This is a genomic window from Brevibacterium sp. FAM 24630, assembly GCF_049804075.1.
In the GTDB taxonomy this organism is placed as follows: domain Bacteria; phylum Actinomycetota; class Actinomycetes; order Actinomycetales; family Brevibacteriaceae; genus Brevibacterium.
Genome location: NZ_JBNBZD010000015.1, coordinates 40,446 through 56,046 on the forward strand (window position 1 = coordinate 40,446; position 15,601 = coordinate 56,046).

The window sequence follows — 15,601 nt, forward strand, 5'->3', positions numbered from 1 at the left end:
ATCATGTCCATCAGATGGAGTGTGGTCCGCAGGATGTCTGAGCCCAGGGTCCACCCGATACACAGGTCAGCCTAGTACGGGCAGGCAAACTTCGCTGTGCCGTTCACTTGTGATCTCCCTGACGGAAATGCGTGCTTAGATGCCCTTTGACTGCGCTTGCGGCGCGCGGGCGCGGACATCATTTGCACCTTGACCACTGTTGACGGAACAATACAGGCATGAGCAACTCCGCTTCTGAAAGGACATCCTCCACTTCGACCCTCGCGAACGAGCTGGGACACAACCTCGGCTTCAGCAAGGGCGACTATGTGCAAGAGATCGGCTATGACGACGATGTCGACCAGGCACTCTGCGAGGCGATCGAAAGCATCATCGGAGACAAGATCGCCGACGGCGAAGAGGACGATGTCTATGACGTGATCCTCATGTGGTGGCGATCGGACGACGATGATCTCATCGACGGCCTCGTCGACGCCCAGGCCACGTTGAAGGAGGGCGGAGTCGTGTGGCTGCTCAGCCCGAAGGCGAACCGCCCCGGCCACATCAGCCCAGCCGACATCTCCGAGGCGGCTCCGACCGCCGGGATGCACGTGACGTCGACGGTCAGTGCCGCCGATGATTGGGCCGGTTTCCGACTCGTAGGCAAAAAGAACTTCTCATGATCCTCAGGCCCGGTGACCGGGCCCCGGATCTCGCCCTTCCCGATCAGTTCGGATCGGTCTTCACCCTCACCGAGGCGGCCCGACCTCGCGTGGTCGTGCTCGTTTTCGTCCCGTTTGCGTTCTCACCGATCTGCGGTGACGAACTCGCCGCACTCGATGTGTGGCAGAAGCGGATGCGCGAGCGCGGGCGGGCTGTCGAGGTGGTCGTGGTGTCCGTGGACTCGAAGTACACCCTGGCCGCCTGGGCCCGGCACGCCGACACCGATATCGTGCTGCTGTCGGACTTCTGGCCGCACGGTGAGTCGGCCCGTGCCTTCGGCGTCTTCGACCCGATCCACGGCGTCGCCGAGCGCGGGGTCTTCGTGATCGCCCCGACAGGTACGATCGTCAGTGGCAGGCAGGTCGCTCGCACCGAGACCCGCGACTTCGGCGCGGATTTCGCTGCGGCCGTCTCCTGCCTGTGAAATTCGAGCCACATTCCGCGGGCGGGTCCACGCTCCGCGGGGACTGCAAGGAGGACTCCACATGGCCACGCTGTTCACGAAGATCATCAATGGCGAGATTCCCGGCACCTTCGTCCATGAGGACGAGAAGTGCGTCGCCTTCCTCGACGTTGCTCCGATGACAGAAGGTCATCTCATGGTGGTCCCGCGTGAGGAGATCTCGCACTGGATCGATGCTGACCAGGAGCTGATGAACCATCTCATGACCGTGGCGAAGAGGCTCGGTGAAGCGCAGAAGAGGGCCCTCGACTGCGAGCGCATCGGTCTGCTCATCGTCGGTTATGAAGTGCCCCACCTGCACATCCACGTGCTGCCGACGAACTCGATGGACGACTTCGACATCTCCGATCGAGCTCCGATGCAGACCCCGGAGCAGTTGGAGGTGCCTGCAGAGAAGATCCGTCAGGCACTCTCCGAACTGCCCTGAACCAGATGAGGTCCGTCGCGGGCCGTCTCAGATCCGATGGGCCTCGAGCCAGCGGTCGAGTGAGTCCCTGACCAACTCGGCGCCTGCGGTCCCGCCGTAGTTCGCACCGAGTCGTGGGTCGTCGACGTACATTCGGCCGAGGCCGCGCACGTAGCCGGCGAGATCCCCTGCGGGATCATGGGCCGGGGTGCCCGGAATCGCCTTCAGCCATTCGATATGACGGCGGGCGAGTTCCTGGCAGCGGTCCGATTCGGGCCGCGCCCCCGCCTCTGCGGCGGCGATCCAATCCTGGGAGAGCACGGCGACCCGCGATTTCCACACCTGTTTGTCCGTGTGACTCTTCCGGGACCACCATTCATCGGAGCGTCGGTACGCGTCGGCGCCCCAACGCTCGGTCACCTCTTCTTCGTATTGCCGATGGTCGAAGCCATCGAACATCTCTTCCGCCATGAGCGGTTCACCTGCTTTCAAATGCGTGATCGTCGCGGTGACGGATGCGATCTGCCGGTCGATGCGATCCCGCTCGCGTCCGAGCGAGAGCACATGGCGTGTCAGCGCCTCGACCGGGTCCTCGGTGCGGTCGAGCACCTCGGCGATCGTCGTCAACGACAGCCCCAGTTCTTTGAGCAGCAGGATGCGTTGGAGGCGCACCAGAGCCGCTTCGTCGTAGCAGCGGTAGCCGTTGGCGGCGATGTACGTCGGCGGCAGCAGACCGATCGCGTCGTAATGACGCAGAGTCCTGCTCGTCGTTCCCGTCAGCCGTGCTGTTTCCTGAATGGACCAGTCCATGCCTGACAGCCTAGAAGTTGACGCGACGTCAAGGTCAAGCCAGAACTGAGACGACTGTGCCCGCCCCGGGATCGTCCGGGGCGGGCACGAGGGGCGCCGGTGCTCCGGTGGGCCTCAGGCGGCACTCCGGATCGCATCGAGTGCGGTGAACAGGTCGCGTGCGAGGTCATCGACATGTTCGAGCCCGACCGACAGCCGTACCAGTCCGTCGCCGGGCTTCGCGGTGGCCGCGACGGGGCGGTGCGTCAGTGAGGCCGGGTGCTGGATGAGTGTGTCGGCACCGCCGAGTGAGACGGCATGGACGATGAGGTCGCAGTGTTCGACCAGGGTTCGGGCGGCCTCGAAGCCCCCAGCGAGTTCGAGTGCGATCATCGCGCCGCCGCCGTCCATCTGCCGGCCGACGAGTCCGCGCGGGTCGCCCCCGGATAGGCCGGGATAGTGGACGCGGGCGATTTCCGGACGCGACTGCAGGCGGCGGGCGAGCTCTCCGGCCGTGTCCTGGGCCGCATGCATCCGCACCGACAGCGTGCGCAGTCCGCGATGGAGGAGATAGGCACCCATCGGATGCAGCAGGGCGCCGGTGATCGCGCGGACCTGGCGCAGCCGGGTGGCCCATTCGGAGTTCGCGGCGATGATTCCGCCCATCGCATCACCGTGGCCGCCGAGGTACTTCGTGGCGCTGTGGAGCACGAGGGCGGCACCGTGGTCGACGGGCCTCTGCAGCACCGGGGTGCAGAAGGTGTTGTCGACGAGGACGGGTACCCCACCGGCTGCTGTCACGACGGCCCCGATGTCGACGAGGTCGAGGCTCGGGTTGGCCGGGGTCTCGACGATGACGAGCCCGGTGTCCTCACGGATGGCCTCGGCGATTCCGTCTTCCTCGGCCCAGGTCACCGATGTTCCGAGCAGGCCGGATTCGAGGATGTGGTCGCTGCCGCCGTAGAGCGGGCGGACGGCCACGATGTGAGGGGTGCCGGCCTGGACCGCGGCGAGGAGGGCCGCGGTGAGTGCGGCCATGCCTGTGGCGAAGGCAACGGCCTCCTCGGTGTTCTCCAGGTCTGCCAGTGCTGTTTCGAAGCGTGCCACGCCGGGCTGCCACAGCCGCTGGTACACGGCCGAGTCGCCGGCGCCCGGCCGGTGCCCTGACGCGAGGTTCTCATATGAGTCCCCTCCGGTCCGGACGTCATTGACCGGGTTGGTGGTGGACAGGTCGATGGCAGGAACATGGACGCCGGCCTCCGCCAGACCCTCCATTCCGCCATGGACCATTCGGGTCTCCGGATGCATTGAGGTCATACTCGCATTCAATATGGTTCTCCTATTGCGCGCAAGGAATTCTCAAGAGACTTCGATGATCGGCGTCAGTGATGGAAATCCTGCGAGAATCTCTGGAAGAATGTGACTCATGTCGCAGAATGTCTCACTCGATGTCACCGACCACCGCCTCCTGCGGGCGCTCAACGCCGATGCGCGCGCCTCGGGCGCCGCCTTGGCCGCGGAAGTCGGCATCTCCGAGTCGACGGTGTCTCTGCGACTCAAGCGCCTCAAGTCCCTCGGCGTGATCCGCGGCTTCCGGCTCGATGTCGATCCCGGTGCCCTCGGTGTCAGCCTGCACGCTCTCGTCTCGATCCGACTGGCCAAGCACGACCGGGCCGATATCGACGCCTTCACGGCCGCAGCGCTGAAGTTCCCCGGGGTGGTGCGGATGTACCACATGGCTGGGGCGGATGACTATCTGCTGCACATCGTCGCCGCCGACACCGAGGCGGTGCAGTCGTTCGTCCTCGACTACCTCACCCGGTATCCAGCGGTAGCGCATACGCGCACGAACCTCATCTATCGGGTCGAGGAGGGCTCGGCGTGGATGCCTGAGGACATCTGAGTCGCGTCATGTCGGCATCGGCGATGCCCACGAGGGGAGGCTCAGGGCCGGGCGGAGATCGTCAGGCCCTGCTTGCGCTGGTGGACGGAGAAGTACTTGAGCCCGTTCTCGGCGTCGGCGGTGAACCGGCGACGTGAGAGGCGCGGCAGCCATACGATCTGGCCAGGTGACAGGTCGATCGTGCCGGTTTCGGTCTCGAGCGTTCCGGCGCCGTCGAGAATATGGATGAGGACGTCGAGGTTCGGTCCGGTGTGCTCGCGGATCTCTCCGCCCGGGGCGAGGGCGATGACATTCGCGTCGAGATCACGCTGCTGAGTCGGCAGCTGCCAGACCGAACCGGACTCTGCCTCGGTGCCGGCCACCTCGGCGACGTCGAGGACGACCCGCGGAGTCGGAGTCGCCGCCTGCTTGACGATGCGCACCCGCACGGCGTCCTCGCTGCTCTCCAGCGGCTCCCATCCGACGGCATCGGCGAACTCGCGGACCATCTCTACGCGCAGGCCCTCGGGGACGTGATCATTGACGAGGATCAGCCCAGCACCGACGTCGAGCTTCTCGTAGGCGTCGATGATGAGTGGGTGGCGTTCGGGCTTGGGGATGGTGCGAACGTCGATGACGGCTTCTTCGGACACGAAAGCTCCTCTGGTTTGTTCTGAATATCTCTTGGATAAACTATCATCATGGACACTCGACTGGGACCACGCGGCGATTCCCTCGGCCGGCCGGATTCGACGGCTGCGCGAGGGGGTCGGCGCGCCGAAATCCTTCGACAGCTGCGAGGACGATCCAGTGCCACAGCGGTCGAACTCGCCGAGAGTCTCGGAGTTCACCCGAACACGGTCCGCTTTCACCTCGGAGTCCTCGAACGCGACGGTGACGTCGTTCGTCACACGCGGCCCGCTCATGGGCCCGGACGGCCCGAGGTCCGATACTTCCTCACGCCGGCCACGGACTCCGGGCCGCACCGAGCCGATCTGCTCGCTCGTATCCTTCTTTCGCGCGTCGCGTCCGCGCCCGATCCCGCGGGCGAGGCCGAGGAGGCGGGGTATCAGTGGGGGAGCGGTGCAGCCGCAGGCGCGGGCAGTCGGGCCGACTCCGCCGTCGACGGACTCATCGACACGCTGGATGCGGCCGGGTTCGCGCCGGCCCGCCTCGACGGGAATCAGATCGACCTCCACAACTGTCCGCTGCGCGAGTTCCTCGGCACGCACGGGAGCCTGGTGTGTGCGATCCACCGCGGAATGATGACCGGCTTCCTCGAAGCCGCACAGTCATCGAATGCCGTCGAATCGCTCGAGCCCTTCGCCACCCCGACCAGCTGCCGCGCCCGTCTGCGCAGACGCTGATCTGGACCCTGGACCACGAGCACCACTCACCAATGTGAAAGGAACCGCACCACCATGACCGAGAAGCTCACGTCCGAGAATCTTGCCGAACTCAGCCGCGAACTGCTCAGCAGAGCTCGCCGCGCCGGCAGCGGTCGAGCAGCCAAAGGAATATTCACCGGCACCTATCTGCGGCAGGTGCTGCTCGCCCTCGCTGCCGGCTCCGAACTCGCCGAGCACGATTCCCCGCCCGAAGCGACATTGCAGGTTCTCGAGGGTTCTGTGCGTCTGACGACGACGGACGAGTCATGGGAGTTGTCGACCGGAGATCACATCGCCATCCCAGCCGAGAGGCACGCGGTCACCGCGCTCGAGGACGCCGCCTTCATTCTCACCATCAGAATGGACATCAGCTGAAGTGAGGATGTGACTCAAGGATTCCGATCGTGAGCTGCTCCAGTGGCTGTCGACGAGTCCTCAGCCCGCAGACGGGCGCGACACTGTCGATTCCTCCAGGGGGTGCGAAATTCGGCTTGGTCTATGCCGGTTATTGTCTCGGTGCCAATCCGAAGCCCCGTAGGATGAACATGAGACGTTGAGGGCTCGGGGGCACCGGGGGAGTGGATCGACGTGCGCCGATGGTGTCTGGGTAAGTGTTTGTGCTGGTGGGCCCAGAGGGACTCGAACCCCCGACCCTCTCGGTGTAAACGAGATGCTCTAGCCAACTGAGCTATAGGCCCCACTGCGTCATCGGAGACTCCGAGAACGCCTGATCAGTATGCCACACCCGTGGGGCTCCGACGAATCGCAACCGCGGCTCATCAGGGGCGCGGTCGTCTCGGCAGCAGGATCGGCATTCAGGGACGTGGTGGCGAACCTTGAAGGATCTGAGCGACATTCGCCGCGAAATTCTCTGCCACGTCGGCAGGGTCGATATCGAACAGTGCGCGACTCTGTTCGACGGCCACTGCACCCAGAGTCTGGGTCAGGACCCCTTGGGAGACGTCGGGTCCCAGCCGCTGGGCGTTGAGCGCCTGCGGAGCGACATCCTCGGCGGCGATCGAATAGCCGAGCAGGACGATCTCGGCACCGTCGCGATACTTCAGCAGGATCTCGCGCATGGACAGTGCCGCGGCCAGAGGGTCGGCCGTGACAGGGCAACGGGCATCGACCTCGGCTTTGAGGCTCTTCGAGATGAGGACGAGAAGAGACTGTTTGTCCTTGACGTGCCAGTAGAGAGCAGAGGGCTGAACCCCGAGTTCACGGGCCAGTCGGCGCATGGACAGGTCGCCGAGACCGTAGCGCGAAAGGATGTCCAAAGCGGTGTGCGTGATGCTTTCGGCGGTCAGTGCCAATGAGACATACCTTTCATTCTTCGTCTGGGGCTCGTCCCGATTTTTCAGATCGCGTTCCCCTCGCTATAGTAGTTCCTGGTCACGGGATATAGCGCAGCTTGGTAGCGCGCCTCGTTCGGGACGAGGAGGTCGTGGGTTCGAATCCCGCTATCCCGACCACGGGAAAGTGCCGCAGCATCGCTCAGGCGAGGTTGCGGCACTTTCTGCATCTCCAGCTCGACACAGTGCCGCAGGTCGTCTCCGGCAGCCGGAAGTGGTGATCATCACTTTTCGTACCAGCCATCGGGTTGCGAACCGATGGCTGGTACGAAACCTGATGGCGGAGTGCACGAAAAGCGGCTCGAGGGCCTCTACTCCCGCTCATCGCTCGCCTCCACGCCCGACGATGGAGCAGCTCCCGAACTCGGATCCGAGCCCGCTGACGAACCGTCCCCCGAGCTTGGGTCCGAGTCCGCTGATGGTTGCGCGCTCGGTTCGGCCTCGGCGAAGGTCTCGACGAGGGCATCGGGATCCGTTCCGCGCCACCGGGCGATCGCCTTCATCACCTGGTAGACGATGATCGCCGAGGCGGAGCCCAGTGCGATTCCTTCGAACTGGAGACCGCCGGGAGTCCAGGTGAAATTCGCAATCGCGACGATGAGGGACACCGCGGCGGTGTTGAGATTGATCGGATTGGCGAAGTCGACCCTGTTCTCCACCCAGATCCGCACACCGAGCATGCCGATCATCCCGTAGAGGACGGTTGCCGCACCGCCGAGGACGCCCGGGGGAATGGTGGCGATGATCTCGCCGAATTTCGGCAGCAGGCTGAGGATGAGTGCGATGACCGCAGCGCACAGGTAGGCCGCGGTGGAGAAGATGCGAGTAGCGGCCATGACGCCGATATTCTCCGCATAGGTCGTCGTTCCCGAACCGCCTCCGGAGCCGGCGAGGATCGTGGAGAATCCGTCGGCGAAGAGTGTGCGTCCCGTCAGCTTGTCCAGATCTCGTCCCGTCATGGCCGCCACCGACTTCACGTGCCCGATGTTCTCGGCGATGAGAACGAGGACGACGGGCAGGAAGAGGCCGAGGTATCCGAGATCGAATGCCGGAGCATGGAACGCGGGCAGTCCGACCCAGTCGGCCTGGTCGACGGTCGTGAAGTCGATCTCGCCCTGCAGCCACGCCGCCGCGTAGCCGATGAGCACCCCGATGAGGATCGACAGTCGCCCGAACATGCCCCGGAACGCCACGGTGACCAGCAGAATGGCCACGATGGTGATGACTGCTGTCAGAGGTGCCTCCTGCACCCAATCCCACGCGGCCGGTGCGAGGTTGAGCCCGATGAGGGCGACGATGGCACCGGTCACGACAGGTGGCATCGTCAGTTCGATCCACCGCACCCCGACGAAATGGACGACGAGCCCGACGAGCGCCAAGGTGACTCCCACAGAGATGATTCCTCCCTGCGCCAAGGCCATGGCGTGCGGTTCGAGGTCCTCGCCGGCGGTCGCCGAGAACCCGGTGACCGCACCGATCGGTGCCAGCAGGCCGAACGAGGACCCGAGGTAGGACGGCATCATCCCCTTGGTGATGAGCAGGAAGAGCAGGGTGCCGATCGCGGTGAAGAACAGAGTCGTCGACGGCGGGAAGCCGGTGAGCAGCGGGACGAGGAACGTCGCACCGAACATCGCGACGACATGCTGGGCACCGACGCTGATCGTCCGCGGCCAGCTCAGACGCTCTTCGGGCAGCACACGCTCTCCCGGGCGGATGGTCCGCCCGTCGCCGTGCAGCCGCCAACCGCGCTGTCTTCCGGGCTGCTGCCGAGTGCCCGTCTGCTCCGAGTCCGTCATTGCGCTCCTTGTTCCGTATTCATCGCCGAGTCCGGGAGGTGGCCTCAGCCGCCGGAAGAATTCTATGCGCTCACTGACAATTGGGGTGTCCGGGCGCCGGGGGTGAGTGGCCGGAGACGTGGCAGGAAGGGCATCTCTGCTATCGTATTGAACACTGTTCAGGACTGTTGACCTGGGCAGATTTCAAACCAGGATTTCTTCCAGTCAGGCAAAGGACCATTCGATGATGACCATGACTCCCCACCGACTTGCCGATTCCATTCTGGACGGAGGACAGATCACCGAGTCTGAAGCACTCGCCCTCCTGGCCACGCCCGATGCAGACCTCCTCGAACTCGTATCCGCCGGATCCCGGCTGCGCCGCCGGTACTTCGCGATGACGATCAAGCTCAACTACCTCGTCAATCTCAAATCGGGGATGTGCCCGGAGTCCTGCGCGTACTGCTCGCAGTCGCTGGGATCGACGGCCGAGATCCTCAAATACTCGTGGCTGAGCACCGAGGAGGCGATGGACCAGGCGAACATGGGAATCGGCGGGGGAGCCGCACGTGTCTGTCTCGTCGCCAGCGGTCGCGGGCCCAGCCGCCGCGATGTCGGCCGCGTCGGCGAGATCGTCGAACGGCTCAAGGGCGAGAACCCCGACGTCGAGGTCTGCGCGTGTCTGGGCATCCTTCGCGAAGGGCAGGCCGAGGCACTGAGAGATGCCGGTGCCGATGCCTACAACCACAACATCAACACAGCCGAGTCCTTCCACGACAACATCGTCAAGACCCACACCTACGAAGACCGGACGAACACCGTCGAGCTCGCCAAATCCGCCGGACTCTCGCCGTGCAGCGGACTCATCGTCGGCCTCGGCGAGAGCGACGAACAGATCATCGAAGCTCTCTTCGCGTTGAAGAACCTCGATTCCGATTCCATTCCGATCAACTTCCTCGTGCCTTTCGACGGCACCCCGCTCGAAGGCCAATGGAACCTCACCCCGACACAGTGCATGAAGATCGTCGCAACGGCACGCTTCGTCTGCCCCGATCGCGAGATCCGTCTCGCCGGCGGGCGCGAGATCCACCTCAAATCTCTCCAGCCGATGGCACTGCACCTGGCGAACTCGATCTTCCTCGGCGACTATCTCACCGCCGAGGGGCAGGCCGCCGCCGACGACCTCGCGATGATCCGTGACAACGGCTTCACGGTCCTCGGCCAGGACGACACCGCGGACCAGCAGGGCGATGCAGGCACGGACATCGCCGCGGGTGCCGATCGCAGCGATCCAGTCATCCGCAGGCGCGGGGCCGGCACGGCTCAGGGTGCGAACGTCTGAGGATCGTCCCTCTTTTCCGAGGCCGAATCCGTCTGCGTCGAATCGGAGCCGTGTGGGCTCGACCGGCAGACGTCCTCAGACGTCGCGCAGGCTGCGCTTGAGGATCTTGCCGGCAGAGTTCTTCGGAAGTTCGGCCACGAATTCCACTCGTTTGGGCACCTTGAAGCCCGCCAGACGGTTCTTGACGTGGGCGATGACCTCGTCAGCGCTCAGTTCCGGCTGTCCCGATCTGAGGACGACGAAGGCCGTGATCGCTTCGATCCACTTCTCATCGGCGACGCCGACCACTGCCACCTCGGCGACCGGAGCCAGCTCGAAGATCGCGTCTTCGACCTGCCGGCTGGCGACAAGGACTCCGCCGGTGTTGATGACGTCCTTGACACGGTCGACGACTTCGATGAAGCCCTCCTCATCGACCTTGACGAGGTCGCCGGAGTGGAACCAGCCATCGTCGAATGCCTCGGCGGTGGCGTCGGGACGATTCCAATAGCCTTCGCACAGCTGCGGTGAGCGGTAGAGGACCTCGCCTTCAGTGCCCGGGGCGACGTTGTTGCCGGCCGAGTCGACGACGCGGGTCTCGACGAACATGACGGGGCGTCCGGCGGAGCCCGGATGATCGTCGTGCTCCTCCGGGCGCAGCACCGTGCACAGGGGGCCGAGCTCGGACTGCCCGAAGCAGTTGTAGAACCCGAGTTCAGGCAAGCGTGCCCGGAGTCGGTCGAGGATCGGTCCGGGCATGATCGAGGCGCCGTAGTAGGCCTTGCGGAGGCTGTCGAGATTGCGGGTCTCGAGCTCGGGACTGTTCGCCAGTGCCACCCAGACCGTGGGCGCGGCAAAGAATGTGCTGATCTCGCGTTCTTCGAAGATCGCCAGCAGCTCATCGGGAACCGGTGCGGGGACGATGATGTTGTGGGCGCCGACGGACAGCAGCGGGATGAGGAAGACGTGCATCTGCGCGGAGTGGTAGAGCGGGAGCGCATGGACGCAGCGATCATCCGCGGTGAAGTCGAGCGACAGCAGCGCCGAGAGGTATTCGTGGATCAGTGCGCGGTGTGTCATGACTGCTCCCTTCGGCGCCGAGGTGGTGCCGGAGGTGTAGAGCAGCTGTGCGACATCGGCATCGGTGACCGAGAACTCACCGGCGCCGACCGGGGCGATGTCACCTGCGGTGGCGACAGGCACGAGAGTCGAGAAGTCGATGACCTGAGCGCTCCCACCCGTCGGAGTGGCCGTGACGGTGTCGAGCAGGTCGCCGTCGGCGAAGACGATCTTCGCTCCGGCGTTGTCGAGGATGTAGTCGAGCTCGTCGTTCTTCAGCTGATAGTTCACCGGCACGTGGATGGCACCCGTGCGGGCACAGGCGAGGTAGAGGAAGACGTAGAGATCCGAGTTCTTGCCATAGGCGGCCACTCGGTCGCCCTTCGTCACGCCCAGGCGCACAAGCTCCCGGGCGACGGCCGTGACAGCTTCGTCGAGCTGAGCGTATGTCCACCTCCGATCCGAGAATTCGATCGCCGTGGCCGCGGAGAAGCGGCCGGCGCTGCGACGGATGAGATCGGAGATCGTCGAAGTGTTGCTGGAGGTCGGAGAGGCGGCTGCGGTATCTGAAACTGACATGGTTCCAATATATGGGCGAATTCGACGATGTGTGAAGTTGATCTCATTGCCGGGCCCCCAGCTCGGAGGATTCCCGCTCGGGGAATGTAATAGTGTGGAGCCATGAGACATCCGAAGGTGAGTGACTGCGTCGACGTCTTCGATGCGCTGTGGCCGCCGGCCCTGGCCGAGTCCTGGGATTCGGTGGGCCTGGCGGTCGGGGATCCCGACTCCGAGGTGCGTTCGATCCTCCTGGCGCTCGACCCGATGGACGCGGTCATCGCCGAGGCTGTGGTGCTCGGAGCCGATCTCGTGTTCAACCACCACCCGCTCATGCTCAAACCGGTGAAATCTGTGAACGCCGCCACGCTCAAGGGCGGGGCCGTGCACACGCTCATCAGCAACGACATCGCACTGTTCAATGCGCACACGAATGCCGATTCCGCTCGCGGCGGTGTCTCCGATGTCCTCATCTCTCTGCTCGGCATCACCGACGCCGAACCCCTGACACCGCACACCGCTGGGATCGCCGCCTCCGCCGAGCCTGACCTTCCTGCTACGGGCATCGGACGTGTCGGTGACCTGCCTCAGCCGACCCCGGTGAGAGAGCTTGCCAGACGTCTGGCAGCGCAGCTTCCGCGCACCACCACAGGAGTGCGCATCGCCGGAGATCCCGCTGCGACAGTGACTCGAGTCGCCGTCTGCGGGGGTGCCGGAGATTCCCTCTTCGACGAGGTTCGCGCCCATGGCGCCGAGGTCTACGTCACCGCTGACCTGCGCCACCACCCGGCAACCGAAGCGCTCGACACCTCAAACCGGCGCGAAGGCGGACTCGAAATCATCGACGTCTCCCACTGGGCGTCCGAGACCGTCTGGCTCAACGCCGCGGCCGAAGCACTCGAAGCGGAGTTCGCCGCCCGTGGCTTCACCGTCTCCCTGCAGCATTCGGCCGTCAACACCGACCCCTGGGTCGAACGCTACTGACGAGGAGACACTTGATGCTCATCACCGATGCTCAGCGCGCCGCGCTGACGACCCTCATCGAACTCACTGCCCAGGGCCGCGCCCTGCGCCACGAACATGAGAACCCGAAACGAGCCGGGGAACTGCAGGAGCTCGTGCGCAAGCACAAGGAACTCGGCGATGAGCGGGCCCAAGCGAACGAAGTCGTCGAAACCCACCGTGCTGCGATCGCCGAGACGAATGCGCTCATCGAGGCCCAGCGGGCGAAGATCGAGAAGAAGAGCGTCGAACTCAACGACGGCACAGGACTGACCAGCCGGGACCTGGTGAATCTGCAGGACGAGATCGCCGGGCATGAACAGCGCGTGGGCGAACTCGAGGAGTCCGAACTCGAGGAGATGGAACGGCTCGAAGCCGCCGAGGCGGGACTCGCCGCCATCGATGACAGGCTTGCCGAGGTCACGGCGGCCGGACGCGAAGTGCAAACGGCCGTCAAGAATCGGCAGGCCGAGCTGAGCGAACTTCTCACAGTCAATGAAGCGGAATCCGAACAGCCTCGACGTGAGCTTCCGCAGCAGGTGGTGACGGCCTTCGAGGCGAATGTGCGCCAGGGCGGCCCCGGAGCCGCACTGCTCACGGGGCCGAACTGTCAGGCCTGCGGGCAGGAGATCGGTGGAGCCGCGTGGAACGCGATGCTCGGCGCCGATGTGAACGAAACCTACGCATGCGAGGAGTGCGAAGCGGTGCTGCTGCGGCGCAGCTGACCGCTGCCGCGCCATTGCACACTGCCCCGGCGCTGCACGCTCAGAGCGATTCAGTCACGCAGAACGATTGTCAGAGCCGCGGGCTTCGACGCAGTGTGCGCAGTGAACTCGACCTCGTAGAACTCTTCGGCACGGGCCACCAGCTCCTCGATCGTCTGCGGCAGCGGGCGCTCGTCGGCGAGGAGACGGCCGGCGAACTGCCCGCGATAGAACTTCGCCCAGTGGGAGACGACACGACGTCTGCCGTCGCTGTCGGTCACCGCCCCCATGAGCACGACCCGGTCATGAGGCCCGGGCCACGCGGCCCGATAATCGCTCGAACGGCAGTCGAGGGCCACCTCGTCGGGTTCGAGGGCACAGGACTTCGCAAGGATCGGCTTCCAGTACGAGGTCAGCCGACCCAGCGTTCCCAGCTCGGTCTTCATCGCCAGCCGGTAGGCCGGGATGACATCGAGGCCGTGAACCCGGCCGAAGAGGGCGGAGAAGACCTGGACGTGGCGCAGACGTTCACTCAGGGCCTCGTCGTCCTCGGCCGCAGCCACCAACTCGTCCGAGCCCATCGCCTCATAGAGGACACCAGAGTAGGTGAGCAGGGCCGGGGCACACGGGATCGAGTCGAGAACCGTATTGCGTTCGACATCTGCGGCCAGGGATCTGCCGACGCCGAGGCACTCGAGTGCATCCCGGCTCTTCGACGTCTTCTGCAGCGCGGAGAGCACGCGCTTGCGCTTGCTGGTGAGGTCCGGAGCCGAGAGACCGTCGAGGTCGAGAGTCGGTCCGGAGGCGGCCGGCGTCTTGCCCTCGGAGGGCGGCAGGAGGATCTTCACCCTTCCATCGTAGGAGCACCAGCGGACACGATCGCAGGCGGTATCGGATGAGCTTCGTCACGTTCGCCTCGACCCGGGGGAGGTGGGAGAGACGCTGTGCCACGGAGTCCGTCGAAGACGCTAGACTGGGTTGCTTGAGGACAGGTCACCAGACGGCCGCGGCTCTCGTCAGAGGGCTGAGGAACGTCCGGGCTCCCCAGAGCAGGGATGGTGGGTAACACCCACCCGGGGCAACCCGCGGGCCAGTGCAACAGAAAGCAGACCGCCCAGTTCCGACTGGGTAAGGGTGAAACGGTGGTGTAAGAGACCACCAGAGTGTCGGGTGACCGACGCTGCTGGGTAAACCCCATCCGGAGCAAGATCAGACAGACAGCGTTCGAGGCGGCTCGCCGAGCTGTCGGGTGGATTGCTTGAGGCCGGTGGCAACATCGGTCCCAGACAGATGGCCGTCAGGCGAGAAGGGTGACCGACTCGTCGACAGAACCCGGCGTATCGGTGGCCTGTCCTCATCACATCTTTTCGGACCGAACGCGCTTGACCTTCGCCTGCCCGCCGTTGACGGCGATCATCGCCGCACCGACGATTCCGGCGTTGTTGAACAGCTTCGCTGGTTTGAGTTTGGCGCGAGTGGAGATGAGCGGCAGGAACTGCGCATGCGACTTCGACACCCCACCGCCGACGATGATGACGTCCGGTGCCACAAACAGCTCGACGAGCGAGTAGTACTGCTGCAGGCGTGCCGCCCACTCCGAATAGGACAGCCCCAGGCGGGTCTTGACCGACTCGGCCGCCTGCGTCTCCGCATCCGCACCATTCATCTCGATATGACCGAGCTCCGTATACGGCACGAGCCGTCCCTGTGTGAACAGTGCGGTGCCGATGCCCGTGCCCAGGGTGGTCAGGAGCACGGTCTTCTTCCGGTGGCTGCGCCCGGCGCCGAAGATCATCTCGGCCAGTCCGGCCGCATCGGCATCGTTGAGGAAGTACACAGTCCTGCCAGTGCGGTCGCCGATGACCGCGTCGATGTGCGAACCGATCCAACTCTGATCGAGGTTCGCGGTGTATTCGACGCGACCGCGCCGGATCACGCCGGGGAAGCCGCAGCCCACGGGCAGAGAGTCGAGTTCTGCCCGATCGGTGACGAGTTCGAGATCGAGGGCCTGCTGAGTGAGGTCCTCGAGCAGCACGGCGATCGTCTCAGCCACTGCGGTCGGGGTGCCCGGCTTCGGGGTGAGCACCCGCAGTCGTTTGAACGGCAGTCTTCCGGTCGTGGTGTCGACGAGTGCCGCTTTGATCCCGGTCCCGCCGATGTCGATGCCGATTGCGAACCTGTGGGCCGCCTCGGTGCTCAT

Annotated in this window: 17 protein-coding genes, 2 tRNA genes and 1 other RNA gene; 11 read left to right on the plus strand and 9 right to left on the minus strand. The window is 64.8% G+C overall.

From position 1 onward, the window contains the following. Nucleotides 1-218 precede the first annotated feature (218 nt). From ACPUD7_RS12155 to ACPUD7_RS12165, 3 genes are all read left to right on the plus strand, one after another. Nucleotides 219-662: a DUF3052 domain-containing protein gene (locus ACPUD7_RS12155; RefSeq protein WP_135538439.1), complete on the plus strand. Its 444-nt coding sequence runs from the start codon at nucleotides 219-221 to the stop codon at nucleotides 660-662. Continuing rightward, a complete protein-coding gene (locus ACPUD7_RS12160) occupies nucleotides 659-1,126 on the plus strand; it encodes a redoxin domain-containing protein (RefSeq protein WP_135538437.1) in 468 nt (155 codons plus the stop codon). The genes ACPUD7_RS12155 and ACPUD7_RS12160 overlap by 4 nt, the downstream gene beginning before the upstream one ends. 61 nt (nucleotides 1,127-1,187) lie before the next feature. After that, nucleotides 1,188-1,592, plus strand: coding sequence for an HIT family protein (locus ACPUD7_RS12165; protein WP_135538435.1), 405 nt, complete (start codon nucleotides 1,188-1,190; stop codon nucleotides 1,590-1,592). A gap of 27 nt (nucleotides 1,593-1,619) precedes the next feature. On the opposite strand, the gene ACPUD7_RS12170 is transcribed toward ACPUD7_RS12165, so the two are convergent. Both ACPUD7_RS12170 and ACPUD7_RS12175 read right to left on the minus strand, forming a co-directional pair. After that, on the minus strand, nucleotides 1,620-2,381 hold the full coding sequence (locus ACPUD7_RS12170) for a MerR family transcriptional regulator (protein ID WP_425120047.1): 762 nt from the start codon (nucleotides 2,379-2,381) through the stop codon (nucleotides 1,620-1,622). 114 nt (nucleotides 2,382-2,495) lie between these two features. Beyond that, complete coding sequence (locus ACPUD7_RS12175; protein WP_135542404.1) at nucleotides 2,496-3,677, minus strand: trans-sulfuration enzyme family protein; 1,182 nt, start codon at nucleotides 3,675-3,677, stop codon at nucleotides 2,496-2,498. Between the two features lie 109 nt (nucleotides 3,678-3,786). Here ACPUD7_RS12175 and ACPUD7_RS12180 point away from each other — a divergent pair, with 109 nt between their 5' ends. Then, nucleotides 3,787-4,263, plus strand: a complete 477-nt coding sequence (locus tag ACPUD7_RS12180) for an Lrp/AsnC family transcriptional regulator (RefSeq protein WP_135542403.1) — start codon at nucleotides 3,787-3,789, stop codon at nucleotides 4,261-4,263. A gap of 41 nt (nucleotides 4,264-4,304) precedes the next feature. Here ACPUD7_RS12180 and ACPUD7_RS12185 read toward each other — a convergent pair whose 3' ends face one another. Beyond that, nucleotides 4,305-4,895 (minus strand): DUF2249 domain-containing protein, encoded by a 591-nt coding sequence (locus tag ACPUD7_RS12185; RefSeq protein WP_135542401.1) that lies wholly within the window; start codon nucleotides 4,893-4,895, stop codon nucleotides 4,305-4,307. 48 nt (nucleotides 4,896-4,943) lie between these two features. Here ACPUD7_RS12185 and ACPUD7_RS12190 point away from each other — a divergent pair, with 48 nt between their 5' ends. Together ACPUD7_RS12190 and ACPUD7_RS12195 are read left to right on the plus strand one after the other, a co-directional pair. Beyond that, entirely contained in the window at nucleotides 4,944-5,609 is a 666-nt protein-coding gene (locus ACPUD7_RS12190) for a helix-turn-helix transcriptional regulator (RefSeq protein ID WP_135542399.1), read from the plus strand. A 54-nt stretch (nucleotides 5,610-5,663) separates the two neighbouring features. After that, a complete protein-coding gene (locus ACPUD7_RS12195) occupies nucleotides 5,664-6,005 on the plus strand; it encodes a cupin domain-containing protein (protein WP_425120048.1) in 342 nt (113 codons plus the stop codon). A gap of 246 nt (nucleotides 6,006-6,251) precedes the next feature. Here ACPUD7_RS12195 and ACPUD7_RS12200 read toward each other — a convergent pair. Next, nucleotides 6,252-6,328, minus strand: a tRNA-Val gene (locus tag ACPUD7_RS12200). A 117-nt stretch (nucleotides 6,329-6,445) separates the two neighbouring features. Then, complete coding sequence (locus ACPUD7_RS12205) at nucleotides 6,446-6,943, minus strand: TetR family transcriptional regulator (protein WP_425120049.1); 498 nt, start codon at nucleotides 6,941-6,943, stop codon at nucleotides 6,446-6,448. Between the two features lie 82 nt (nucleotides 6,944-7,025). Here ACPUD7_RS12205 and ACPUD7_RS12210 point away from each other — a divergent pair. Further along, nucleotides 7,026-7,102, plus strand: a tRNA-Pro gene (locus ACPUD7_RS12210). A 191-nt stretch (nucleotides 7,103-7,293) separates the two neighbouring features. Here the strand turns inward: ACPUD7_RS12210 and ACPUD7_RS12215 are convergent. Then, nucleotides 7,294-8,778, minus strand: a complete 1,485-nt coding sequence (locus tag ACPUD7_RS12215; RefSeq protein WP_425120050.1) for a uracil-xanthine permease family protein — start codon at nucleotides 8,776-8,778, stop codon at nucleotides 7,294-7,296. Nucleotides 8,779-9,004: 226 nt separating this feature from the next. Here ACPUD7_RS12215 and bioB point away from each other — a divergent pair, with 226 nt between their 5' ends. Then, a complete protein-coding gene (bioB, locus tag ACPUD7_RS12220; protein ID WP_205683401.1) occupies nucleotides 9,005-10,099 on the plus strand; it encodes a biotin synthase BioB in 1,095 nt (364 codons plus the stop codon). A gap of 75 nt (nucleotides 10,100-10,174) precedes the next feature. Here the strand turns inward: bioB and ACPUD7_RS12225 are convergent, their stop codons facing one another. Continuing rightward, entirely contained in the window at nucleotides 10,175-11,716 is a 1,542-nt protein-coding gene (locus ACPUD7_RS12225) for a fatty acyl-CoA synthetase (protein WP_425120051.1), read from the minus strand. Between the two features lie 102 nt (nucleotides 11,717-11,818). Here ACPUD7_RS12225 and ACPUD7_RS12230 point away from each other — a divergent pair, with 102 nt between their 5' ends. Together ACPUD7_RS12230 and ACPUD7_RS12235 are read left to right on the plus strand one after the other, a co-directional pair. Further along, nucleotides 11,819-12,679, plus strand: a complete 861-nt coding sequence (locus tag ACPUD7_RS12230; protein ID WP_425120052.1) for a Nif3-like dinuclear metal center hexameric protein — start codon at nucleotides 11,819-11,821, stop codon at nucleotides 12,677-12,679. Nucleotides 12,680-12,693: 14 nt separating this feature from the next. Next, a complete protein-coding gene (locus ACPUD7_RS12235; protein ID WP_425120053.1) occupies nucleotides 12,694-13,422 on the plus strand; it encodes a DUF7581 domain-containing protein in 729 nt (242 codons plus the stop codon). A 50-nt stretch (nucleotides 13,423-13,472) separates the two neighbouring features. Here the strand turns inward: ACPUD7_RS12235 and ACPUD7_RS12240 are convergent, their stop codons facing one another. Next, nucleotides 13,473-14,249, minus strand: a complete 777-nt coding sequence (locus ACPUD7_RS12240) for a YaaA family protein (RefSeq protein WP_425120054.1) — start codon at nucleotides 14,247-14,249, stop codon at nucleotides 13,473-13,475. Between the two features lie 140 nt (nucleotides 14,250-14,389). On the opposite strand from ACPUD7_RS12240, the gene rnpB reads away from it, so the two are divergent. After that, nucleotides 14,390-14,757, plus strand: an RNA gene (gene rnpB, locus ACPUD7_RS12245) — RNase P RNA component class A. A 1-nt stretch (nucleotide 14,758) separates the two neighbouring features. Here the strand turns inward: rnpB and ppgK are convergent. Next, nucleotides 14,759-15,601: a polyphosphate--glucose phosphotransferase gene (gene ppgK / locus ACPUD7_RS12250; RefSeq protein ID WP_135542382.1), complete on the minus strand. Its 843-nt coding sequence runs from the start codon at nucleotides 15,599-15,601 to the stop codon at nucleotides 14,759-14,761.